Here is a 20,549-nt window from a genome sequence, read left to right on the forward strand (position 1 = left end):
CTCCTCAGAACGACAGTTCGGAGCCGTCACTCAACTTGACGGCCGTTGAGGTTATCGACTGAACGTGCGATTTCGTACCAGGAATGGGATCCCCTGCAGCCACTTCGGTGACACCACCGCGAGGCAGCAGAATGCGGGCGCGTAACTGATTACCACGCCCATAGATTTCCTGCAGTTTTACCGTTGAAGACTCGGTGCCAGCTTTCTCCCGTGCTGTCGATAATGGCGATGAAGGTGTCATGGACGGCGATACCGGCATCGACGATGATGTCGATGGAATGGATGTCATCGCCGTTGCCGCGTCAGTTTGGCTCTCACGCAGTTGACGCTGCAGGCGTGCAGTCTGAACCTGCTGCTCAAGCAGCATATTTCGCGCCTGCGCTGTCTCGAGTTCACCCATGGTGACATTGCCGCCGTCATCCATAGCCCATACAGGTAAAGAGCCGGTGAAAAGGAACAGAGCCAGGCACCCCACCGGCCATGTCGGGTTATTTTTGCGCATACAGGCTCCCTTTGATCGTGTAGGTAAATTGCGACTGTGGACTCACCGTAATGGCAATACTGGTCAGACGCAGACCGGTGTCATCAACATCAGCCAACAGCCATTCGGCAGCCAGACGGGAATTGAGGGAAAAGGTGAACTCACGCCAGTCCTGTTTCAGTGGAATATTCTGTGCGCCCGGGACCGGCTCTGGCGGCTTGACTTCGGTAAACTGCACACTGATACGCCGACGCTGCAGATGGGCGATAAACCGCATCAACTGCTCATCCACAGTTGGTACATCCTCATCACGAAAGTCCATTCTTTCTTCGGCCAATGGGATGAAAACGTCACCGCTCTGCCCCCCCTCCAACAGGTTGAAATGAGCAGAATAGCCAAATAGCTCACGAACACGTCGGGCGAAATCAACCAAGGTACTACCTGGTGTGGCGGCATACCGCAGCCGCAATTGCCCTGGAACACATTCGGCATTAGTCAGACGCCAGCCAACCACAGAAACCTGCAGTGATTCTCGAGTAAACCAGCACTGGTTCAAAAAAACCGAGGCAGGCAAGATCCGTGACCAGGGATGCGGCGCTTTTTGCGGCTCCGCCGGTTTGGTGGGCAACAACGCCTGACGAGCGCGTAACTCAGCCAATGCGGCTGCCTGCTGTGCTTTTTTAGCCGCCTCTTCACGCCAGAGATAAAGCCCGGTCAAAACCAGGCTGACCACTAATGTGAGTGCGACCACTCTGACCGGTGACACGTTCTGTCGCAGGCGTGACTGACGTAACTGACGGCGGCTCAGCCCCTGAATCAATACCGACCAGTCTTGTGGGTCATCTACCGACGCACAGCAGGAAAAGCCGTCGTCACCAGACTCGTTAAAATCCAGAAAATGCTGCTGTGCCAGCTCGACATCCTGACGCGTCCCCACCACGTCGGCCATGACTGACAAACGCCCCTGCACCGTGGCCAGAAATACCCAGCAATCATCGACATCACTCAGCCGGTAGATGCCATAGCTGTTGGCCCCGGCCTGTTGCAGAAAGGCCATGGCCAGCGCATACAACGGCAAACGACGCCGCCGTTTCGCCAGGCTGACATAGCCGACCATGCGAGAGGGCTGACGTCCGGTAAATATCACATGCGTGTCCTGCTGCCGGACAGACAGACGACGTAACCAGTCCGTCGCCTGGTGATTCTCCCATCGCAACCCGGCAACCCACCCCTGACGGTTATCCAACAATAACGTGCCAACTGTTCGTGTATTTTTTTGTTTCATGTGTACCTCAACTCAGCAGGAACGGCGTGATCATGATGACCAACGTGGTACGCTTCTTTGATCCATTCTGACCGCCGCCAAGAATGAAATTCCCTGGAGTAAAGGTTCCCTGCCGATCAGCTGAGGCTGTCTGCTGATCAGACCCCGTCAAAATCAACGTCTGACCAGCCTTCATATTGACTTTCTGGATTGTGGCCTCTGTCGACGTATTGGCGACATCGTTGCGTGAGTTACCATCTCGGCTGATGAATTTCTCGATGGTTGGCGGTGAGGTATAGCTGAACGCAAACTGTAACTGCACGTCACCGTTGTCCTGGATAAACGGCAACATCGTCATAAACAGCCCGGTTGTTATGTTCGTTGTCGTCATGGTTGACGTCACACCAACATTCGCCGTAGCGGTAGAACTGGAACTGGTCAGAAGCCCCTGCTGGTTTGATAGCTGATACGGTACTGGGGTCAGATTGGTTGTCGCCCGGGACTGACTAGTCACGACACTGACATTCCCCTGTTCAGACAAAGCTTTCATCAGCAACTGCGAACCAGAGAAACGCGCTGCACCGCCCGAAGCCGTATCCAATATCGAAAAACCGGAAGTTCCTGCCGTTGATGATGCATTAGTGAAACTGCCGTTCAGCGTGGCACCGACATTGTGCAAAGACTTGTAAACCAATCCCCAATCCAGCCCCAGCTCTTCGTTACGGGTCTGCGTCACACTCAGGATTTGTATATTCAGCTGTACCTGACGATTAAGCACCTTGTTCTGGTAATCGATATAACGTCCTACGCGCTCCAGTACTTCAGGCCTATCCGTTACCGTCAGCGTACCTGTAGCGGATGACAACCAGAATTGCCCAGGATTCGGTGAGCTTTTTGGTGTCAGCATTTTATCGACCGTATTGCGTATATCTTCGTACAGGTTGCTATTCAAATCAGTACCGGTCTTTTGAGCAGAACTGGCCTCACCTGTTGCACCGGATGCACTGCCACTCCCCGCACCTTGCTGATTACTTGAACCGGAGTTAATCGACGCAGAGCTGTCAATTTTTGTATTGAGGATCACCAACTGATACGTTTTAGTATCGAGCTGGTAAAAAATGATGTTTCCCTGTTCTTTACGCACAGACAATCCAAATCGGCTGGCAATCAAATCCACCAGTCCATCCAACTCTCCCTGCCATTTGAGGCCAGGTAATGTGGCTACAGACGTAATAGCGGACTGAGGCTGCGTCTGCGTAGAACCCATCTGCGTCAACGGTACCCGACCGTTATCGCTCGGCGCAGGCAGCGTGCCGCTCATTTGTTGTGTCTGGGTATAACCGACGTTACCTGATGACAGCGACTGAAGCGCATCCGGAGTGATAGTGACTCTCACACCGCACAATGCCGTGATACGCTGCGCCAGTTCCGGCAGTGTTATGCCGTCAGGACGGTTAATGACAATCTGGCAGGGTGGCAACGCCGATTTATCTTCAGGGGTCGCCACAACAGAGGTGATCGGCTTGAGATTGACCCAGGGCTTATCGGACCACACCACAGCAGAGTGGGGAATATCCTGACGGCTCTGGGCTATGCGCTGAGCGGTATCCGCACTACCTGCAGCCGCTCTATCTATCTTGTTGATTTCAGAAAGCGAACACCCGGCGAGGATCATCGAGACGGCCACACTGACGGACGCCCGACGAAAAAAATGCTGAACACGGCTGGATGGCATCCGGTACTCCTTAATTCAGGTAAACAACATCGCCTTCCGCCACACCGGTCGGAAGAGCAAGATTCATATCGGTACCGTCCGCCATGAGCAGTCGCCCACGGGTCACCGTGAGTGCCAGGGCGGAACGGGTAGAAAGACGTGAAAGGGCCGGAACCAGCCCAGGCATATCAGCGCTCCAGATCCACAGTCGGCCGCCGCTCATCGCGGCATGGATACGACTATCCGGTGCCGGAACCAGACTGAACTGGCTGAGTGAAAGTTCACCGTCAGGCAGGCTCCGGGTGTAACGCCAATTGTTTATTGCGTCAGCGATACGCAGCATGTCCGACGCCACAAACGCTGCCGTATAGACTTCAATCTGTGCGGCGTATTGATTGCGATCCCGAAGCTGGACGCTGCTGACCAGCAACATAAAGACCGTCGCTATAGCGGCAATGGCGTAGCCCATCTCAGCGACCAGCCCCTGAAACGGGCGTATCACTGACAGAAACCAGGCATTGCATCCTGCTGGCTTCGGCAAACAACGGTTTCTCAGCACGCCGATACAGATCAAAAATCTGAACCAGTACGGATTCAAAATTGCCGTGGAAAGACAGCGGCGCATCGATGCGGTAATCGACAGCCACCGGCCAGATAACAACCCAGTTACCGCCGTTCGTATCGCATTTGGCCTGTGCGGCCCATTTCGTCAGCGTCTCTTTCAGAGTCGAACCAACATCAGCTTTCCATGTCGGTCCTGTCTGTGCTGCTGGCACCAGTGATGAAGACAGTTTCGCAGGCACAGGGGGAGTAGCAGCCGGTTGAACACTTGCTGCAACAGGCGTTTGCGTTTGTGCGGGACGAGCAGACTGAGGTTGTGCCGCCGGTGCCGGAGGCAATGACGTGGTGGGAGTACGAGGCGTTACCACTGACGCTTTCGGCGCAGCTTTCGGTGCAGAGTTAGCACTGATCTTCTGGTTCGGGTTATACGGCGGTAAATCAAATGATTTAACCGGTGCCGACGCAGCTGTTGTTGCTGTTGAAGCAGCAACTGTGGACGAGGACTGAGTGCTCAGTGTTTTAGCCGAGGGTAACGGTGGCAGCGGCTGGGAGTCTGGTTTCAGCAAGAATTTCTGCGGTGATTGAACGGTCGCAGCAGCAGTTGTAGGAACGGGTGCAGAAACGGTTTTTGTGGTAGCAACAACGGGTGTGGATACGGCAAATGAGCGGTATTCATCACGGAGTACAAAACAGATTTCGCGGTTCACTTCATCAATGCGCAGTCGCCATGCCTGACCGGCAACAATCTGCAATGCTTCGCTAAGGCGAACGGGACCGATAGACCGTTGAACAGCTGGAAGTGGGCGGCTTAGCAACTCAGAGAAAACGGGAGAACCGGATGGACAGAGTGAATAACCTGATTCAAGGAGCAGGTAACGAAATCCGTCGCCGACCGATCTGACTATAGATGCCGGCATCGTGATATCGACAATCTGATTGAGCGGGTCACGCTGAGAATCAGCTGGCCGGGTATTGACCAGTGTATAGCGATCATAACGCACCACTTCAGGTGAGCGTTGATAGATATCATTTACGCGGGGAGGAACCCGATAGGGCGATGGTTGGGGAGTTTCAGCGCACGCAGAAAGCAATAGCGGCAGCGAAAGCGCTGACAAAATTAACGTTTTTTCCATCCAGTTCCACCGTCAGATTGTTCTCGAAATGAGACTGTATTCTGACCAGCGGTCAATAACGGACAACGCTAAACTATGTATGTAAAAGATAAAAAAACGCCGGAAAACCGGCGTTATCATGAAAAAAGACTACGTATTCTTATTCTGGATAAAAATCGGGATTAACCGCCTGCTCAAACGACCAGGGACAGTTAGCTGGAAATAATCCACGATTCAGGCCGGTTTCACGTTCGGCACCAATTACCGCATCCCCATAGGCATCAGCGATAATATCCTGGAGCCGGGACTTGAGGCTCGGATTCTCGGACAGAACACGCGTTGCTTTGCGGCGCTGCTCCTCTATGGTTAACTGCCAGCTTTTTCCACGATGGCTCGGCTGGTATTCCCACTTCAGCAGATGCATAAACAACACCTGAAGCCGGGACTCCAGCTCCCGTCGTTCGCTTCGCCCCATCGCTTCGATTTCCTCCAGCAGGTTATGAACGTCTAACTCAGCCAGACGGCCAGAGCGTAATAAACTCGCCTGTTCCTGAGTCCAGCCGTAAAAGTCATTGTCATAACGGATTGTCATATATCCTCCCCTGAGCCGCAGGCATACCATCTTGATGCACTGAGTCTGTCAGAGAAAAAAAGGTTAGTCAAAAAGAGCAAAACGCCGGGAAACCGGCGTTTTGTAAGCATGTTGAATGTTCAGGAAATGGCATAAAGCGCATGATTTGGCATTGCCAGGCCGAGGCCGGCGAACGGTATGTCGTCGTCAAAATCCATCGGGGGTTCATTCCCCATGGATTGAGTCGGCGTTCCGCTCATTGCCGGTGCGGCAGGCTGCTGAGGTTGTCCCCAACTGCTTGCTGCATTCTGGTTACCCTCATTGGCTTTGCCCAGCATTTGCATAGTGCCCTGCTGAGACACAACAACTTCAGTCGTCCAGCGATCAACGCCGTTATTGTCTTGCCATTTACGGGTACGCAACTGGCCTTCAATATAGACCTGTGAGCCTTTACGTAAATATTGCCCAGCAATCTCAGCCAATTTGCCGTACAGAGAGATACGATGCCATTCGGTCCGCTCTTTCTGTTCCCCGCTTTGCTTGTCACGCCAGGTTTCTGACGTTGCAATCTGAAATCCTGTTACTGCAGTCCCGTTTGGCATAGACCGAACTTCCGGATCCTGCCCTAGGAAGCCAATCAGGATTACTTTGTTAACACCGCGTGCAGACATGATTCATTCCTCGGAAAAAAGTTTAAAGAGGAGCACACCATCAGGTGGTATGTTCCTGATGGTATGATTACGAATCGGTTCAGAATGAGTCAGCAGGGTATTGTTTATCCTGCAGAGATTCATTCTGTGCCAGCGATGTCGTCGTAGAGTTTTCAGTTGAGTCAACCACATCTTTCCGTGTGTTGATGTTACCGATAGTGACAATCAACATCAGCAAGCAAAAGACTACTGGCAGACTCAAAAAACCGTTCAGCGTCGAGACTATTGCCAGGAAACTGATCAGAGTAATTTTGTTAACACCGCGAGCCATGATTCATTCCTCAAAAAGTCAAAATTTGAAGAGGAACACACCATCAGGTGGTATGTTCCTGATGGTGTGATTCCGAATCGGTTCAGGTTCAGAAGGAATTAGCAGCGTATTGTTTCTGCTGTTGAGTTCCGTTCTGTGCCTGTGCCGGCGGTGTTGACGTAGACTTTTCAGCCTTATAAACCGTCTCTTTCCCGATTTTGATAAAGTCAATCTTGATCAGACGGGAGCGAAGCGAGATACGATCTTCACCGGCATGTTCACCACTTTTCAGCGTGAACATTTCGGTAGACAGGCCGCTGAGCACAAAGCCAATTAGCACCTGTTGTTCCTCGTCAACTGCTTTTTGACAGCGATTGACCAGCTCCACCGTATCTTTACCAGCAACGGTAACGTCAATACGGGTATACGACGCATTCTCCTTTTGACCAGACAATGCTTGAATAACGGCACAGGTAAAGGCTCCCTTATCGCCAGAAATTTGGCGGATATTAGAAAGATACCCAACGCCGGTCGTATTAATGTTGAAATACTGAGGTTTAGCATTTGCTGAATTTGATGCAGTCATGATGTTTCTCCGGAGTAAAAAGATGTCATGCGGAAAAACATTCATTCCCGACGGGAAAAATGTTTCCCGCAGGGAAGCCAGACTAAGCGCTTAGGCTGACTGTTAAGTTGATATGACCTTAAATGCTGTTGCATTCACCGTTTTCAAAGGTTAAACGGCTTTACCACCTGTTACGGCGATCACCTTTCAGGTCACATAACTCGCTCAGTCGAGGGTTATGCGGATGATCTTCATTTATCGTGATTACCCGAAGGCGTTCCTCTCAAACCACTGGAACATTGGCTGTTGTCGAAAGACAACGAAGGTTCGCCTTAATCATTAAGCCGGGAACAAGTTAAGTCAACAGTGGTAGGGTTGGATAATTATTCATCCGCCGAAAAAAATAACGGCGCAGAGTAGTCACCTACCTGCGCCGTTATTTAATCTAATTTTCACCAGAATCGCTGTAAATGATGCTCTCCGCAGCGCCCTCTGCAGGGCTCAGACACCGGTTTCACGGAGTTTTGGTGCCTCATAAACTCGCCCGGTGTGTGTGGGTAGGCGGTTCATCACGTTGCTCCGACAGCCTGAACCTGGCATATAAACAGAAAACAGGCAGGGACCGCAACGACGGGGTGTGTACTCAGCTTCTTCAGAGCCGAAATGAAGATAGCCGAAACACCCTCGTTACACAATCAGTTAATTATCAATCAATTCTGCTTTTTATTGAATGACTTGGATGACCCCGAACGATTTCGGCGCTTATTATTAGCACCAGAATCGACAATCCCTTTACAGGTCGGATAATTTTCACATCCATAAAACGTCCCATTAGGCCCTTTACGTAATCGCGTTCGGCCACCACACAACGGACATTTGGGGCGCTCCGGAACACGAATGGTAAATACCTGCTGTTTACCCTGCTCAACCAGTTGATTGACCCATTTCAACTGGCGATCAACAAACGTATCAAGGGTTATCTTTCCGACCGCAATATCATCGAGCGCCTGTTCCCACAGCGCCGTCATTCCCACCTGCGTTAATGCCGAAGGCAGCGCATCAACCAGGTCACAGGCCGTATCAGACGCATGTAAATGGTTCCCTTTTTTAATCAGGAAGCCACGTTTCATCAATACATCGAGAATCCCGGCCCGTGTGGCCTCGGTACCGAGTCCTGCATTATCGCGCAGGACTTTCTTCAATGCCGGATCATCAACAAGTCCAGCAGCGTTCATCATTGCCGCAATCAACGTCTTGAATGAATACGGCTGAGGAGGCTTGGTCTTCAGCGTCTTCAATTCAGCTCCACGGATACCACACACGGCGTCTTTCGTCAGCGGCGGCAAAGAAACAGCAGCCGCCTCATCATCACGTTCATCGCTATCTGATACAGCCGCCTGGCCAAACAAGGTCTTCCAGCCTGGAACAACGGTCACCCGGCCACTGGTTCTGAATAGCTGCCCACCGATATTGAATGATGCCCGGGTTACATCCATTTCCAGCAGAGGCATAAACTGAGCCAGGTAATGCGTACGGATCAACGTATAAACATTCCGTTCAGCTTCATTCATACCGGCAAGATTGCACTTATGCGGTGTAGGTATAATCGCGTGGTGGGCGGTGATTTTCTTGTCATCCCATATACGGGAGCGAAACGAGGGGTCAATAGAAGCAATGACGGGGGCCAATGACGGATCTGATTGCTGTAATGCTGATAGAATGTGCGGAACCTCCGACAGCATGGATTCCGGCAGGTAACCACAATCGGTTCGCGGGTAGGTTGTCGCCTTGTGGGTTTCATACAACGCCTGGGTGATATCCAGTACTTGTTGCGGAGAATACCCAAAACGCTCCGCACAGACCTGCTGCAACATCCCCTGACTGAACGCCAGCGGCGCCGGTATTTTTTCTCGTTTCTTTTCGACATCCAGGATTACTGCCTTTCCGACCTTCAGGCAAAGCTGGCGAACCTGCTCGGCTACCGGTTGATTAATACAACGCTTTTCATCGTCGGTATACGCCGCAGCGGCAACCCACTCAGCCGGAAACACTACGCCACCCGACTCCAGCTTAACATGCACTTGAAAGTACGGTTTTGGAACAAAAGAGGCAATCTGTCGGTCACGATTGACCACCAGCGCCAGTGCCGGCGTCTGTACCCTGCCGACAGACAACACGCCATCGTACCCCAGCTCGCGTGCTTTCAGTGTATACAACCTACTGATGTTCATACCAATCAACCAGTCGGCTCTGCCGCGGCCGAGACCGGCATAATACAAATTCTCTGTCGAGTTCCCAGGCTGGATGTTTGCGAGCGCCTTACGCACACTCGCTTCATCTAGTGCTGACAGCCACAACCGTGATACCACACCGTTAAACCGGCAGTGTTCCAGCAGTTCCCTTGCAATAACCTCACCTTCCCGATCAGCATCCGTCGCAATAACCACTTCATCAGTCTGCTTTAGCAGCCGGGATATTACTGCAAACTGGTCAGCAGTATCTTTCTTTACCACCATTTGCCACTTCTGAGGCAGAAGTGGCAGCACGTCCAGCCGCCAGGGTTTGCCATATTGATCGCCGTACACTTCTGGCATTGCGTTTTCCAGCAAATGGCCAACAGCCCAGGTCACCACGGTATCGGGGCCGGACAAAAAGCCCTGACCCCGCTTTGACGCCCCAAGTACTGCAGCAATATCTCGTCCCTGTGAGGGCTTCTCACACAGAAACAACCTCATGATTGTGCCCCAACCGAGTCACGTCCTCCCTGGCTCTGAAACGCCTTCATCCTGGCGCGGATTTCATCGTTCAGTGGAGCACAGAACGATGCGCGTCGGCTACCGTCGAGGATTGCGGGATTGAGTTCTTTCAGACGGTACGAACTGAGCGCTTTTTGGTAGGCCTCCGAGTTGTCCATCACATCCTGCCGGGTAACGGGTCCTGCGCGGTAACCCTGAACAATGGCATAAATGGCACGCAATATCCGCGAGCCATTTGAAAGATAATTATCACGCTCATTACGCGAGATAAACCCAAAGTGGTATGCCTGAAGCACTTTCTTAGCATACTGATCAAAGCCGACCAGCAAATACACACAGCGATAACCAAAGGGCGTCCGGCTGAAAACCTGAATATCAAGAGGTTCGCGGCTGACAACGTCAGTAATGTGGACCCCAGCAGGCACAGCCACAAGCACACGATCCAGCGTACTGACATAGCTATTCATCTTGAGAAACGCGGACTGAATAGACAGGTCTAACTTGTACAGAACGTGATCTGCGAACGGGTTATCCGCCAGTGAGGCGTCATTAATTCGTCCAGCTGCCGCGATAAACATCGGCATACTGGGGATCGTGAACTTCACACGCGAATTGTTATCATCAAAAATCGCACGGCGCCCTTCCCATAGAGAAATGGCGTAGTTGGTGTGGAGCTCTATTTTTAACTCGGAAACCAGCGCACCAGCACGGGCGCGTGACGGCAATTCATCTTTTTCAGTTTTTTCAGTCATATCGATTACCTTTAAAATAACCACAGACTGAAATAGTGTTGAATCTCATGCACATCCAACAACACGAAAATCAAAACGGCGCAAAACAGATTAATGATAAGGTTATTTTTTGTACTTGCTGCGCCCCGCAGCAAGGTTATTTTTTAACCAATTCGATTATCACAGGCCACTCACCTGTCTGGCAAACTCTCAGGCAACAGCAACATTGATTGTTTTTTATACTTGTTGCGCCCCACAACAAGGTTATTTCTTAACCACCACGGCGTTGAGCAAGACGTGCCGTTCGTTTCCTGATTATCCCGAATCGCTCACCAGCACAGCGGATTACCCGACCACAGCATCAATGCTCATTTTTTGTACTGTGTTGCCACTGGCAACACGGTATATTTTTTAACCACCACGGCATTGCGCAAGGCGTTGCCGGAGATCAGAGACCACGCGGCTCACCGTTTCGCGAGATGCCCGGACCAGATTTTGCTCGTGCCCCTGCAATGCTTGCAATGGCGTATGGTCTGGAGCATACGCACGCTCAGGTTGTTCACCTGGTTGTGCAGGTACGGAGGAGGTATCTGACACACTGTCCGGCACAACCAGCGCCCCCTCACGGGCGCGCTTCAGCATTGACAGCATCCAGCCCAGTGGATTTCTGACACTACCGCGGCCAAGTTGGTCAGACAGCATGGTCAGCAATGTGGTTGCCACAGATTCCGGCAATGCCTGCAACTGTGCCTGCAGCATGTCGGCATTCTCCGCTGTGATTTTTTCACGCAATGCGTCAGGCAATACGTACGTTTTTTTATTCACACTGTGTGTGATAGTACGTACGTTACAGTTCGAATTTCGAACTCCAGCGTAACTCTTTGTTTTTAGACTGAGTTCGGATTCCGAACTCGGTGAATCTGACCTTTCTTTTGTACTCAGTTCGGATTTCGAACTCAGTGAAATAGATTGATTTTTAACCTTTATTTCTCCCGGTTCGGATTTCGAACTCGGTGGGAGAGTACTGCGTTTTAATGCCGCCATTTCAGCGGGTGACGTCGGTTCACCTAGGCGGTCATTTATCGCCGCCAGGCTGGAATGACGATGACGCATCGTTGGATCGTTCAGTATCTCCTCCAGAACAACACGAGCCGTCATCCGGACGCTCTTATTTTTGTGGTGGCAGCTTTTCGCCACCAGGTCCAGCCAGCCCGGGTCAAACATTTCTGCATCGCGGCAGCTCAATGGTTCATCATGCTGAGCATAGATATTGCCGCGCACACGTCCCTGCGCATCACGAACGCGCTTGCATAAGCTCAGCCATCCGGTTATCCGGAGCATCAGCAACGCCCTGCTGACCGTTTCGCGCGATGCTTTTTCGGCGTGCGGTGATGCCAGTTGCAGTTGCAGCTCGTCGTAAGATGGAAATACAGCGCCACTGTTCTGCTGGGCATACAGGCGTATCATGACCCATGATGTTTTATCGAGTGGCGACAGGCGTGTATCGAGAAAAAGACGCCTGGGGACCGCGTCGTGCACATTGCCAAGGAACAGCAGACCGCTGCGCTCTGTCGTGACATCATCCATGCGTTGTTCGATGCTTGCCTGCATACGTAACAACGTAAATTCAACGATGCTGTCCGGCGGTAATCCCATCATCGTTGCCCTCTCATAGTGAAACGGGGCCTGTATGGCCCCACTGGTTATTTTTTGATTTCACGGTTATATGTTGCATGTTGCAGCAGGCACCATTTCTGTCCACCGTCCTTGCTCAACAGTCGCCAGAATGGGCCGATATCGATTTTCAGATACCCCTGCGCGGTCAACCGCTTGCAGAATCCACGTTCGCCTGTTTTGAATCGCTGTAGCAAATTTGTGGCCTTGCTCTGCGTACAATGCGGAACAGACAACCCTCGGGGCATGACGTCAAATGGTCTATCCAATATCATGACTGCTCCTTGTTCCTGGCACGGGCCTCCCGACAGAACACTTGCACCCTGATCCATACCGCCGTCAGAGATATGTTGTTCTGTTCAGCAGCCAGCATCATGACATCGAGCGCCTCATGTGAATCCGCATTTGATATTCCGGACTTCTGCCAGACATGCCAAATTGCTGCATCTGTCTCTTCATCTGGTGATTGTGTGCGCCCCTGCCGGGTCTCGATGCCGTGTAAACGACGACGCGCGGATACCTCAGCAGTCGTCATCCCAAAATAAGCCTGCATCATTTCAATCGACCCGCCGAGAGCAAGAGCGCGATCGATGCGATGCATCCTTTTTTGCTCGTTCCGCGCCTGATTCATCATTAAGTGAAGATTTTCGTGGTTAACTTCAAAATTCAGAACCGAGACATGACTGTTCATAAGGTAATGCAGGTCATCGACTGTCAATTGGTTCAGCATTCGGATTTCCTCAGCTGTCAGCCCAAGTGACTCACAGCGACGAACGTTGCCGCTCTTGAGCTCCATCAGTATGTGGGTTAGCAGAGAGTTAGTTGCCTGCGACAAATTTTGACTCATGACTGGAGACCTCCCATCAGGTAAATAACTGAAACCCATGCCATTACGCAGGCACCCAAAAGAACGTAATCCCCCCATTCTCTATTCGCCATGGGGACCTCCAGGAAGGCAAATACCGTTAGGAGATGAAGATGAATCCGCTTTATTAATGGCCTGATTCAGTTCGGCATTACGCCCGGCAAGATAACCAGCTAATTTGGCACGCCGATCCCCCCGACATGCCCTTGCCTGCCGGGACGTAGCCTGACGAAATTCACCATCGAACCGCCGATTTAGCCAACGCTGCAGCAAAAGATCATGTTGCTGTGGGTGTACAACGGACTCAAGAACGACCCAGACGCCGCTGATGTATCCCTCGCGGAATTGATCTGCCCGGTTGCGGCGGGTCTGCAATTTCAATCGGCTCTGACTTTTCATGTGTGTCGCTGTTGCGTGACGTAGCTGACGGCAGAGCACGGCAAATATGTAAACCGCAATCTCAGGCCGCTGTTCAAATCCATAGAAATGCAGGCTACGTCGCTGTCGGCGATGGCCATTGCTGCCTGTCACGGTATACGAGTCAAACCAACACCGGCATTCCGTTGCCATACAAACAACCGAGGCCAGCCCATGTAACCATGCTGGCAATGTGTGAGCATTGCTTGGCAACTGGCGATACTCACGCTCATTGATTGCGTCAATCGACAGATCATCATCCGTGATGCCGTGTCGCTGCATCAGTTTCTGGGCCAGCCTTAATGCCCGTCCAGACTCATGAGCGTTGTTGTTACGGCTCCCAAGAGCCATCAGCTTGCGAATACGCGAGCGAATCTGCGACAAATCATTAGCCACATTAGCCATGCGTCCTCCCTTTGCCGGTACCGACATGCTGATGGAATTCGAGCACCGACTGGCATCCAACACACAGCCTGACCCCATTGATAGCCTTCCGGCGTGCTTCAGGGATGTCATTGCCACACTCTTCACACTGCATCAGCGACGGCCCGGTCACTGCTGCCTGTGAACGTATTTTATTGAGGCTGATATCCAGGAGTTGTTGTGTCACTGCCTGGGCCAGCTCGTCATCAATATCATGAGACATAGTCAGTACCCTCCTGAACAGAAACAGCGCGTTGCAATTCACGCAGACGGCGGATTACGCGGATGAGACGCATAAGCTTGACGACAGCCACATCGTTAAATACCGGGCTGTCTCGTTTCTTTTCTGACCCTGTCAGCCATAATGTAAATGCGAACAGATTGAATGCCTCATTACCGTCATCATTCCCGGTGAGACCATTAAGAAATGCTGGAAAAGCGCTAGAGTTGATGGAATGAACGGCATACCCAACGCTGTACTCACTGCTGTCATCAGAAATGCAATCCGCACAGCCCATCATTTCAGCCATCTCATATGCCAGTCGATAAGCCATGTCCTGCAAATGCTCGATATCGTCCTGCAGTGCGGAGATGTGCCAGATATCAGTAACGGGTTCCAACCCGACAGCCGCGAATGCCAGAGATGCCTCACCAGCAGAGGCAGAGCACTCAGGTTCGCCAATCGCAGACACCAGCTCGCCTGACAACACAGGATCCCCGCCATACATATCTGGCTGAAGTTCAACTCGCGGAAGTGATTGCAGACCAACGACGTTGGGGGGGATAACCCGCTCTGCCGTCGTAACGCCATGTGCAGGCATGGGGGGAACAGTCGTGGTCTGTTCCTCTTCCTGCATTAACTTTCCTGATGCTGACGATGCAGGCTCAGGTGGCGTATTCTGAATCAGTGTTCCCGAACGTAATCCAGCACTCTGTTGGCGCTCTGATTCCTGGGGAGGGATAACATTAACTGTTTTAGAGTCAGGTGCTTCTGTTTTGGAGTTAGGTGCCCCTGTTTCTTGGGGTTGAACCGGCGGTGTAAACGCCGGTGGTTCACCAAATAATGCGCGCCGCTGCTGCTCGGCAGGATCCAGTTCAATCAGCCAGCGGTCATAATTCAGAGAAGGATGCGGCAAGGCCTGTAATAACTGACCAATAAATTCATCGCGAAACATTTCCAGCGAATACATGTCAATGTTGTCAAAATTGACGCATGTACGCGCAAATGCCTCATCAAATGAAAAAACGGGATCCGTATCTGCAGTAAACGAAAATTTCTTCCATGTTGTTTCTGCTGCTGAGCGCAAATTAAGTAAAGACAATACCTGCAGTCTGGGTAAACCTGCATCTAACAAATTAGGCAAATGTGGATACAGATGCCTAATCGTATCCTCCATCCGGCTGATGGTAGAATAATGAACCGGGTATCCTTCCTTGTTCAGGAGATCAGAAAGTTCGCGTAATGTAACCGAACGGCCAAGCTCCGCCTCCCAAATTGTACGGGCATTATGAATGCCAAAGGCTTTCTCTATATATGTGAGATCTCCCCTGACCTCATTTTCGGCAAGATGCCCAATCACACATTGCAAACGACCGGGCCAGGGCTTGAAAACAACGTGAATACGGTAAAACCGCTCGTCACCGGTTTCCTGCCACAGCTCACACAGGATTTGGTACCGTGTATTACCACCATCACTGAAAATGTATTCACCAGCACCTTCAGGATCACGCGTAACTTTCGGCAGCGAATCGAGCCCTCTTGCCCTGATTGAGGCTTTAATTTCGTCATACCGGGGATTACGTGACGTACGTGGGTTGTCGGGGTTCGGACGCAACTGGTCCAGCGTCAACAACATCGGCATCTCAGAAACTGGCAGGACAGCCATACCATTATTAATCGCAGGCTCACGGCCACCCTGCAGCATTGCATCTGCCAGATTCAATGAATGAATAGATTTAACACCTTTCATCATCGACCTCCCTGCTGCAGCCGTTCGACGAATGAGGCGTAACGAGCATTAAATTCCAACGTAACTGTTGCCAGCGGCCCGTTGCGTTGCTTGCCGATGATGATCTCAGCCAGCCCTTTATTCTGTGTATCCGGTTCGTATACCTCTTCGCGATGGACAAACATGATGAGATCTGCGTCCTGCTCAATAGAGCCACCATCGCGCAAGTCACTGAGAGTTGGTCGTTTATCACTGCGTTGTTGCAACAAGCGATTCAGCTGAGATAATGCCACTAGTGGCACCCTGAACTGTTTAGCAATCGCTTTCAGAGAGCGCGAAATGTCAGCAATCTCCTGTGTCCTGTTTTCGTGACCCGGGCTTTTCATCAGTTGCAAGTAATCAAGCAGAATCAAACTTGGCTTACCGTATTTGCGGATATAACGTCGGCAACGTGCCCGCAGTAATGACGGCGTCAAATCTGAATTATCATCGATGACCAGGCGATCGCCCCATTCTGTAATCTGCGCCATCGCCCCAGAGATTTTTGCCCAGTCTTCATCATCCATCTTGCCAGACCGCAGACGCTGGAACTCCACGCGAGCCAGTGATGACATCATGCGCATCAGCAACTGCTCGGTTGCCATTTCAAGGCTAAAGATAAAAACAGGCTTATCAGGAACGCGCTCCAGAGCACGCGCTGAGATATCCATACCGAATGCCGTTTTACCCATAGACGGACGGCCAGCAAGGATTATCAGATCAGTGGGCTGTAACCCACAGGTTGCAGCATCCAGTTCGGCAAACCCGGTAGGCGTACCAGTCACACCATCAAGCGACTGATTATTCCGATCAAGGATAGCGAGTACACGATCCATACCATCGTGAAGACTCATTTCCCTGGATGGATTTTGCCGCTCGGCAATCTCAAATAACGCCTTCTCTGCGCCTTCAGCCAACTCGCTAATATCACTCCTCGGCGACATCGCATCAGCACTCAGAGAACGCCCCAACATAACAAGTTGTCGTGCCACCGAACGATTTCGGACGATATCAGCATACGCATCGATGTTTGCCGCGCTGGGGGTGTTTTTCGCCATTTCCGCCAGGTAAGCAAACCCACCAACACTGTCAATAGCCGTACTACCGTGGCTTTCCAGATAATCTGTCAGGGTGATCAGGTCGATGGGCCGGTTCATTTCGATCAGGCGTTGCATCTCAGTAAACACACGCTGATGAGCCGGGTGATAAAAATCACTGGCTGAGACTCGTTCAATCACGCTATCCCAATGGTGGTTATCAATCATCAACCCGCCCAACACGGCTTGCTCAGCGTCCGTTGCCTGAGGTAATTGTGACATCTCAATGTCGCCACGACTTGTAGTTGATTTAGCCATGAGCAGCCTCCAGAACAGGGTGGCAATCCATAAAGGCACTGACCAGACGTCGATGATTTCTGGGGCTGACCAGCATCAGTGGCCAATCGCTGAGTGATGGATAAATCGGGCCTTGTAACGAGCAGCCAATCTCAAACAGTTGACGTTCGAACTCAGGGCCGTGATAAGCGGGTGGGACACCATTGTCATCGCTGGTGATCGACTGCCGATGCAGGTCGGTTTCAGAGCTGAGGTTGTAGTAATCAATAGCTGATGCTGGGACGCCCCAAACCGCAATCAGCAGTCTCTTCAAATGCTCAGCAGGTGATTTGTGAGATGCCGCATCGATATCAAAGAAAACCAACTTTTCACAGCTTTCGTACCTATCTGTACAAAAGCAAACAGCACGATAGATGATCCTCATTGTTCACCCTCCGTCCCTGGGCGATTCCGTAATACGGAATCGAACTGCTCCCTCCATTGCGGAAACAACTCGCAAGCTAGTGCATGAATCGCCACGGCAGCCGCTGGACTTTTGCGATCTGTCTTGTATTCAAGGCGGTGCACGGGTTGTCCCAAAGCATGGCCATATTTATAGATGTCAAGCTGGTCAATTTTTGTTTGGAGGAGAGAAACTCTGATGCTGTCCGACTGGGGATACTGTTTTTCAGACACAATCCGACCCAACTCATTCAAAGTACTACGGTCAAGATTCGTAGACTGAACACAGTTAACAAAGATTTTGATATCAGGGATTTGGATACCATAAGGCTGCAACACCAGCAGACGCGATATCAGCCGAACTGTACCGCGCATAAACTCACGGACGTCAGGCAAGATGGGTTTGACAACCCCCAACACACTCTCAGTAGCTGCCAGAACAACCAGCTCAACCATTACGCCCGCAGCGCCTTTGCTGTCGATGATGATGGCATCGTACTTCTGAAAACTTTGATGCTGCAGGACATTACGCAAACGCATCCGGCCATCAGGTGCGTGCAACATCGCGTTGGATAAACGATCGTCTGGATCGTTGGAGATGATCAGGTGGAGATTCTTGATAACTGTCCGGGATATCACCGTATCGGGTTGCCCAAGATCGGCAGTCTGCATCAGTAGTTCAAACAGTCCATACGGTGCTTCATACTCCAGCGCATAGATGCTGCTGGCTGTTGGCTGATTATAATCGCCATCAATGAGGAGGGTTTTGATACCGGCATCAGCAAGGAAACCTGCCAGATTTGCGGCTTGAGTGGACTTTCCTTCTCCACCTTTGGTAGAGATAACAGGGATTATATGCATTTACACACACCTAACAATGAGTTAAGCGTGTACTCGGTCATGTGACCCAAAATGGGCGCGGGGATTGAAAATCCCCGTGTCCTTGGTTCGATTCCGAGTCCGGGCACCACTTATTTAAAGAACCCGCCCACAAGGCGGGTTTTTGCATTTCAGATTACGGATTCTCCATCGAACGCCGTTCGATAGCTCGCATAGAGGATTTATTTAATATCGATAACTTTTTTGGATTAGTCAGTGAAGGTTATAAGCTTGAAAATAATCTTTATCTTTGAATTGACATATTCCTCGCATCGTAAAACAGTTCGAGAACTTTTTTTTCAAATTCCGACAGGAAATTTATTAAAGCCAAGCCAGCAAGAGTCTTCCTCAACGGTATGAAAGAAAGAAATAAAATCCCGCTTAAGGAAGAAGAATTGGCCAGAAAAAATCAAAAGGGCTTTTTATATCCGGATAAAAGCTGAAAGCTTTACTGAACCCTCAGCCTGGTTGGGGGTTTTCTATAGACAAAAAGCCGACAACATCTTCGTTGTCGGCTTGTTTTATCTGATGGTTTTAGCTGTTTTTCTGAATGGCTGCGATCAATCCTACAACGCCGCCGCGCGGATCATTCACTGTCGATAGCAAGCGGTAACCACCCTCATTGATATCCACACGGGTATTCCTGCCGTTATACATTTCGCGGAACAGGGAAGGGAGATCGACTGGACCGTTTATTTTCCGCATGTTTGTGCCGTTGTCATTGGTATAAGGTACGGCAAACTGGTGGGCGACTTTGATGTTATTGTTTCCATAAGACGAAAATATCATAACGCCTTCTGAACCCCTGAGACCCACATTTCTGTCACCAAAATAGATACCGCCAAAAATGCAGTTATCCGGGTCGCCTGCTTCGAAGAAATAACGCTTGCGAATTTGAATTAATGGCGAGTCGAGATCGCCATCTGCATGGTCTTCCATGAAATTAACCATGACGCCATGCTCCATATAGAGATCGCCACCAGAATTCTTCCAGTTATTTACAACCAGATGGTCGTCAGTATTATTGAAAACGACACCGAGGATCTTTTTCGGATTATCGATCAGAAGGTAGGTGATGATAGCGGTAAGGACAATGACCACGACCGTAATGGCGGTCTTGAGTCCGAGCTGAGTTACCCCGGTTCTACAAGCTTGCAGCAGCGTTTGCCCGCCTGTACGCCATGCTGACCATGTTAATTTAGCCCAAGCGGTGCCTACGCTAATCAACCCTGCGGAAATAGTTTCGACTGCAAGCTGGCCCGGCGTTTGTGCCTTTGACATCGCCTCAAGTCGCTTGCTGAGATTAAACACATAATTATAAACATCCGCGCCCTTATAACCGCAAATAATATTGTAGTTATGTTCAGTGACGCTAAAATTTGGTTCAATTTCTATCGCATCGCCCCTAAGAACGCTTTCGGCTAATGTGTCATATTGTCCGGTACGTGGCGCTATTCCAGCATCTGCATCAAATTCATCAATACCCGCCAGAGCGGCTTCTAGTATTTTGGCACGAAGACGTTTAATCCGGTCTTCCTCAGAAATAGCCTCATTTGAAATGATAGATTTTAAATCAATGCTCCAATGTTGTTCGAGACTTTCAATAATTTCAGTGGCAACTTGCTTAGACGTTTTGTTGCTGAGATTGGTCAATTGCATTGTAATCTCCTGATATATTATATCGCACTTTACGTAGGTTTGATCACTTTACGGGTGACAAAAAAAATAATAGTAGAAATAAAACCCGAAAAAGATATTTATTTAACTTATTAGTTTTCATGTGGTTAGTTTTTTTGCGTATGCATATCATCAT

At 50.6% G+C, this 20,549-nt stretch carries 21 protein-coding genes; all 21 read right to left on the reverse strand.

The features are described from left to right. Positions 1-4 precede the first annotated feature (4 nt). Positions 5-502, reverse strand: coding sequence for a type IV pilus biogenesis protein PilP (gene pilP, locus Dpoa569_RS14475; RefSeq protein WP_042868988.1), 498 nt, complete (start codon positions 500-502; stop codon positions 5-7). Beyond that, the gene (gene pilO2, locus Dpoa569_RS14480) at positions 489-1,766 is read right to left on the reverse strand and encodes a type 4b pilus protein PilO2 (RefSeq protein WP_071604281.1); all 1,278 of its coding nucleotides are present in this window, start codon (positions 1,764-1,766) and stop codon (positions 489-491) included. The genes pilP and pilO2 overlap by 14 nt, the downstream gene beginning before the upstream one ends. 7 nt (positions 1,767-1,773) lie before the next feature. Next, the gene (pilN, locus tag Dpoa569_RS14485; RefSeq protein WP_050569405.1) at positions 1,774-3,480 is read right to left on the reverse strand and encodes a PilN family type IVB pilus formation outer membrane protein; all 1,707 of its coding nucleotides are present in this window, start codon (positions 3,478-3,480) and stop codon (positions 1,774-1,776) included. A gap of 10 nt (positions 3,481-3,490) precedes the next feature. Continuing rightward, the gene (gene pilM, locus Dpoa569_RS14490) at positions 3,491-3,961 is read right to left on the reverse strand and encodes a type IV pilus biogenesis protein PilM (RefSeq protein ID WP_227983053.1); all 471 of its coding nucleotides are present in this window, start codon (positions 3,959-3,961) and stop codon (positions 3,491-3,493) included. Continuing rightward, complete coding sequence (gene pilL2, locus Dpoa569_RS14495; RefSeq protein WP_050569404.1) at positions 3,930-5,153, reverse strand: PFGI-1 class ICE element type IV pilus protein PilL2; 1,224 nt, start codon at positions 5,151-5,153, stop codon at positions 3,930-3,932. The genes pilM and pilL2 overlap by 32 nt, the downstream gene beginning before the upstream one ends. Positions 5,154-5,292: 139 nt before the next feature. After that, positions 5,293-5,724 (reverse strand): DUF29 domain-containing protein, encoded by a 432-nt coding sequence (locus Dpoa569_RS14500; RefSeq protein WP_024108354.1) that lies wholly within the window; start codon positions 5,722-5,724, stop codon positions 5,293-5,295. 119 nt (positions 5,725-5,843) lie between these two features. After that, positions 5,844-6,374 (reverse strand): single-stranded DNA-binding protein, encoded by a 531-nt coding sequence (ssb, locus tag Dpoa569_RS14505; protein ID WP_038913062.1) that lies wholly within the window; start codon positions 6,372-6,374, stop codon positions 5,844-5,846. Between the two features lie 79 nt (positions 6,375-6,453). Next, positions 6,454-6,684 carry a hypothetical protein gene (locus Dpoa569_RS14510; RefSeq protein ID WP_042868982.1) on the reverse strand — a complete coding sequence of 77 codons (231 nt, stop codon included), beginning with the start codon at positions 6,682-6,684 and terminating at the stop codon, positions 6,454-6,456. A gap of 88 nt (positions 6,685-6,772) precedes the next feature. Further along, positions 6,773-7,249, reverse strand: coding sequence for an STY4534 family ICE replication protein (locus Dpoa569_RS14515; RefSeq protein WP_042868979.1), 477 nt, complete (start codon positions 7,247-7,249; stop codon positions 6,773-6,775). Positions 7,250-7,938: 689 nt separating this feature from the next. Next, positions 7,939-9,963: a DNA topoisomerase III gene (locus Dpoa569_RS14520; protein WP_042868977.1), complete on the reverse strand. Its 2,025-nt coding sequence runs from the start codon at positions 9,961-9,963 to the stop codon at positions 7,939-7,941. Then, positions 9,960-10,736: a PFL_4669 family integrating conjugative element protein gene (locus tag Dpoa569_RS14525; protein ID WP_050569403.1), complete on the reverse strand. Its 777-nt coding sequence runs from the start codon at positions 10,734-10,736 to the stop codon at positions 9,960-9,962. The genes Dpoa569_RS14520 and Dpoa569_RS14525 overlap by 4 nt, the downstream gene beginning before the upstream one ends. 390 nt (positions 10,737-11,126) lie before the next feature. Further along, on the reverse strand, positions 11,127-12,371 hold the full coding sequence (locus tag Dpoa569_RS14530) for an STY4528 family pathogenicity island replication protein (protein ID WP_042873803.1): 1,245 nt from the start codon (positions 12,369-12,371) through the stop codon (positions 11,127-11,129). 47 nt (positions 12,372-12,418) lie between these two features. Next, on the reverse strand, positions 12,419-12,637 hold the full coding sequence (locus tag Dpoa569_RS14535) for a ParE family toxin-like protein (protein WP_038906223.1): 219 nt from the start codon (positions 12,635-12,637) through the stop codon (positions 12,419-12,421). A gap of 23 nt (positions 12,638-12,660) precedes the next feature. Next, a complete protein-coding gene (locus tag Dpoa569_RS14540; RefSeq protein ID WP_038903511.1) occupies positions 12,661-13,236 on the reverse strand; it encodes a DUF2857 domain-containing protein in 576 nt (191 codons plus the stop codon). Positions 13,237-13,317: 81 nt separating this feature from the next. Further along, complete coding sequence (locus tag Dpoa569_RS14545) at positions 13,318-14,076, reverse strand: DUF2786 domain-containing protein (RefSeq protein WP_042868975.1); 759 nt, start codon at positions 14,074-14,076, stop codon at positions 13,318-13,320. After that, entirely contained in the window at positions 14,069-14,317 is a 249-nt protein-coding gene (locus Dpoa569_RS14550; protein WP_042868973.1) for a TraR/DksA C4-type zinc finger protein, read from the reverse strand. Before Dpoa569_RS14550 ends, Dpoa569_RS14545 begins: the two co-directional genes overlap by 8 nt. Next, positions 14,307-16,067 carry a ParB family protein gene (locus Dpoa569_RS14555; protein ID WP_042868971.1) on the reverse strand — a complete coding sequence of 587 codons (1,761 nt, stop codon included), beginning with the start codon at positions 16,065-16,067 and terminating at the stop codon, positions 14,307-14,309. Before Dpoa569_RS14555 ends, Dpoa569_RS14550 begins: the two co-directional genes overlap by 11 nt. After that, positions 16,064-17,437: an SPI-7-type island replicative DNA helicase gene (dnaB-PI, locus tag Dpoa569_RS14560; protein ID WP_128569681.1), complete on the reverse strand. Its 1,374-nt coding sequence runs from the start codon at positions 17,435-17,437 to the stop codon at positions 16,064-16,066. Before dnaB-PI ends, Dpoa569_RS14555 begins: the two co-directional genes overlap by 4 nt. After that, the gene (locus Dpoa569_RS14565) at positions 17,430-17,840 is read right to left on the reverse strand and encodes a hypothetical protein (RefSeq protein ID WP_042868969.1); all 411 of its coding nucleotides are present in this window, start codon (positions 17,838-17,840) and stop codon (positions 17,430-17,432) included. The genes dnaB-PI and Dpoa569_RS14565 overlap by 8 nt, the downstream gene beginning before the upstream one ends. After that, positions 17,837-18,718 carry a ParA family protein gene (locus Dpoa569_RS14570; RefSeq protein ID WP_042868967.1) on the reverse strand — a complete coding sequence of 294 codons (882 nt, stop codon included), beginning with the start codon at positions 18,716-18,718 and terminating at the stop codon, positions 17,837-17,839. Before Dpoa569_RS14570 ends, Dpoa569_RS14565 begins: the two co-directional genes overlap by 4 nt. A gap of 552 nt (positions 18,719-19,270) precedes the next feature. Further along, complete coding sequence (locus tag Dpoa569_RS14575; RefSeq protein ID WP_042868965.1) at positions 19,271-20,395, reverse strand: hypothetical protein; 1,125 nt, start codon at positions 20,393-20,395, stop codon at positions 19,271-19,273. Between the last annotated feature and the right edge of the window lie 154 nt (positions 20,396-20,549).

Origin of the sequence: Dickeya poaceiphila (assembly GCF_007858975.2) — a bacterium.
Classification (GTDB): Bacteria; Pseudomonadota; Gammaproteobacteria; order Enterobacterales; family Enterobacteriaceae; genus Dickeya; species Dickeya poaceiphila.

What these genes read in the sequence shown, in the direction of transcription:
- ssb (WP_038913062.1), bottom strand. Translation starts at nt 6,374, where the DNA reads ATGTCTGCACGCGGTGTTAACAAAGTAATCCTGATTGGCTTCCTAGGG.
- Dpoa569_RS14545 (WP_042868975.1), bottom strand. Translation starts at nt 14,076, where the DNA reads ATGGCTAATGTGGCTAATGATTTGTCGCAGATTCGCTCGCGTATTCGC.
- Dpoa569_RS14555 (WP_042868971.1), bottom strand. Translation starts at nt 16,067, where the DNA reads ATGATGAAAGGTGTTAAATCTATTCATTCATTGAATCTGGCAGATGCA.
- pilO2 (WP_071604281.1), bottom strand. Translation starts at nt 1,766, where the DNA reads ATGAAACAAAAAAATACACGAACAGTTGGCACGTTATTGTTGGATAAC.
- Dpoa569_RS14535 (WP_038906223.1), bottom strand. Translation starts at nt 12,637, where the DNA reads ATGCCCCGAGGGTTGTCTGTTCCGCATTGTACGCAGAGCAAGGCCACA.
- Dpoa569_RS14575 (WP_042868965.1), bottom strand. Translation starts at nt 20,395, where the DNA reads ATGCAATTGACCAATCTCAGCAACAAAACGTCTAAGCAAGTTGCCACT.
- pilN (WP_050569405.1), bottom strand. Translation starts at nt 3,480, where the DNA reads ATGCCATCCAGCCGTGTTCAGCATTTTTTTCGTCGGGCGTCCGTCAGT.
- Dpoa569_RS14500 (WP_024108354.1), bottom strand. Translation starts at nt 5,724, where the DNA reads ATGACAATCCGTTATGACAATGACTTTTACGGCTGGACTCAGGAACAG.
- pilL2 (WP_050569404.1), bottom strand. Translation starts at nt 5,153, where the DNA reads ATGGAAAAAACGTTAATTTTGTCAGCGCTTTCGCTGCCGCTATTGCTT.
- Dpoa569_RS14510 (WP_042868982.1), bottom strand. Translation starts at nt 6,684, where the DNA reads ATGGCTCGCGGTGTTAACAAAATTACTCTGATCAGTTTCCTGGCAATA.
- Dpoa569_RS14525 (WP_050569403.1), bottom strand. Translation starts at nt 10,736, where the DNA reads ATGACTGAAAAAACTGAAAAAGATGAATTGCCGTCACGCGCCCGTGCT.
- Dpoa569_RS14530 (WP_042873803.1), bottom strand. Translation starts at nt 12,371, where the DNA reads ATGGGATTACCGCCGGACAGCATCGTTGAATTTACGTTGTTACGTATG.
- dnaB-PI (WP_128569681.1), bottom strand. Translation starts at nt 17,437, where the DNA reads ATGGCTAAATCAACTACAAGTCGTGGCGACATTGAGATGTCACAATTA.
- Dpoa569_RS14550 (WP_042868973.1), bottom strand. Translation starts at nt 14,317, where the DNA reads ATGTCTCATGATATTGATGACGAGCTGGCCCAGGCAGTGACACAACAA.
- Dpoa569_RS14565 (WP_042868969.1), bottom strand. Translation starts at nt 17,840, where the DNA reads ATGAGGATCATCTATCGTGCTGTTTGCTTTTGTACAGATAGGTACGAA.
- pilP (WP_042868988.1), bottom strand. Translation starts at nt 502, where the DNA reads ATGCGCAAAAATAACCCGACATGGCCGGTGGGGTGCCTGGCTCTGTTC.
- Dpoa569_RS14540 (WP_038903511.1), bottom strand. Translation starts at nt 13,236, where the DNA reads ATGAGTCAAAATTTGTCGCAGGCAACTAACTCTCTGCTAACCCACATA.
- Dpoa569_RS14520 (WP_042868977.1), bottom strand. Translation starts at nt 9,963, where the DNA reads ATGAGGTTGTTTCTGTGTGAGAAGCCCTCACAGGGACGAGATATTGCT.
- Dpoa569_RS14515 (WP_042868979.1), bottom strand. Translation starts at nt 7,249, where the DNA reads ATGACTGCATCAAATTCAGCAAATGCTAAACCTCAGTATTTCAACATT.
- Dpoa569_RS14570 (WP_042868967.1), bottom strand. Translation starts at nt 18,718, where the DNA reads ATGCATATAATCCCTGTTATCTCTACCAAAGGTGGAGAAGGAAAGTCC.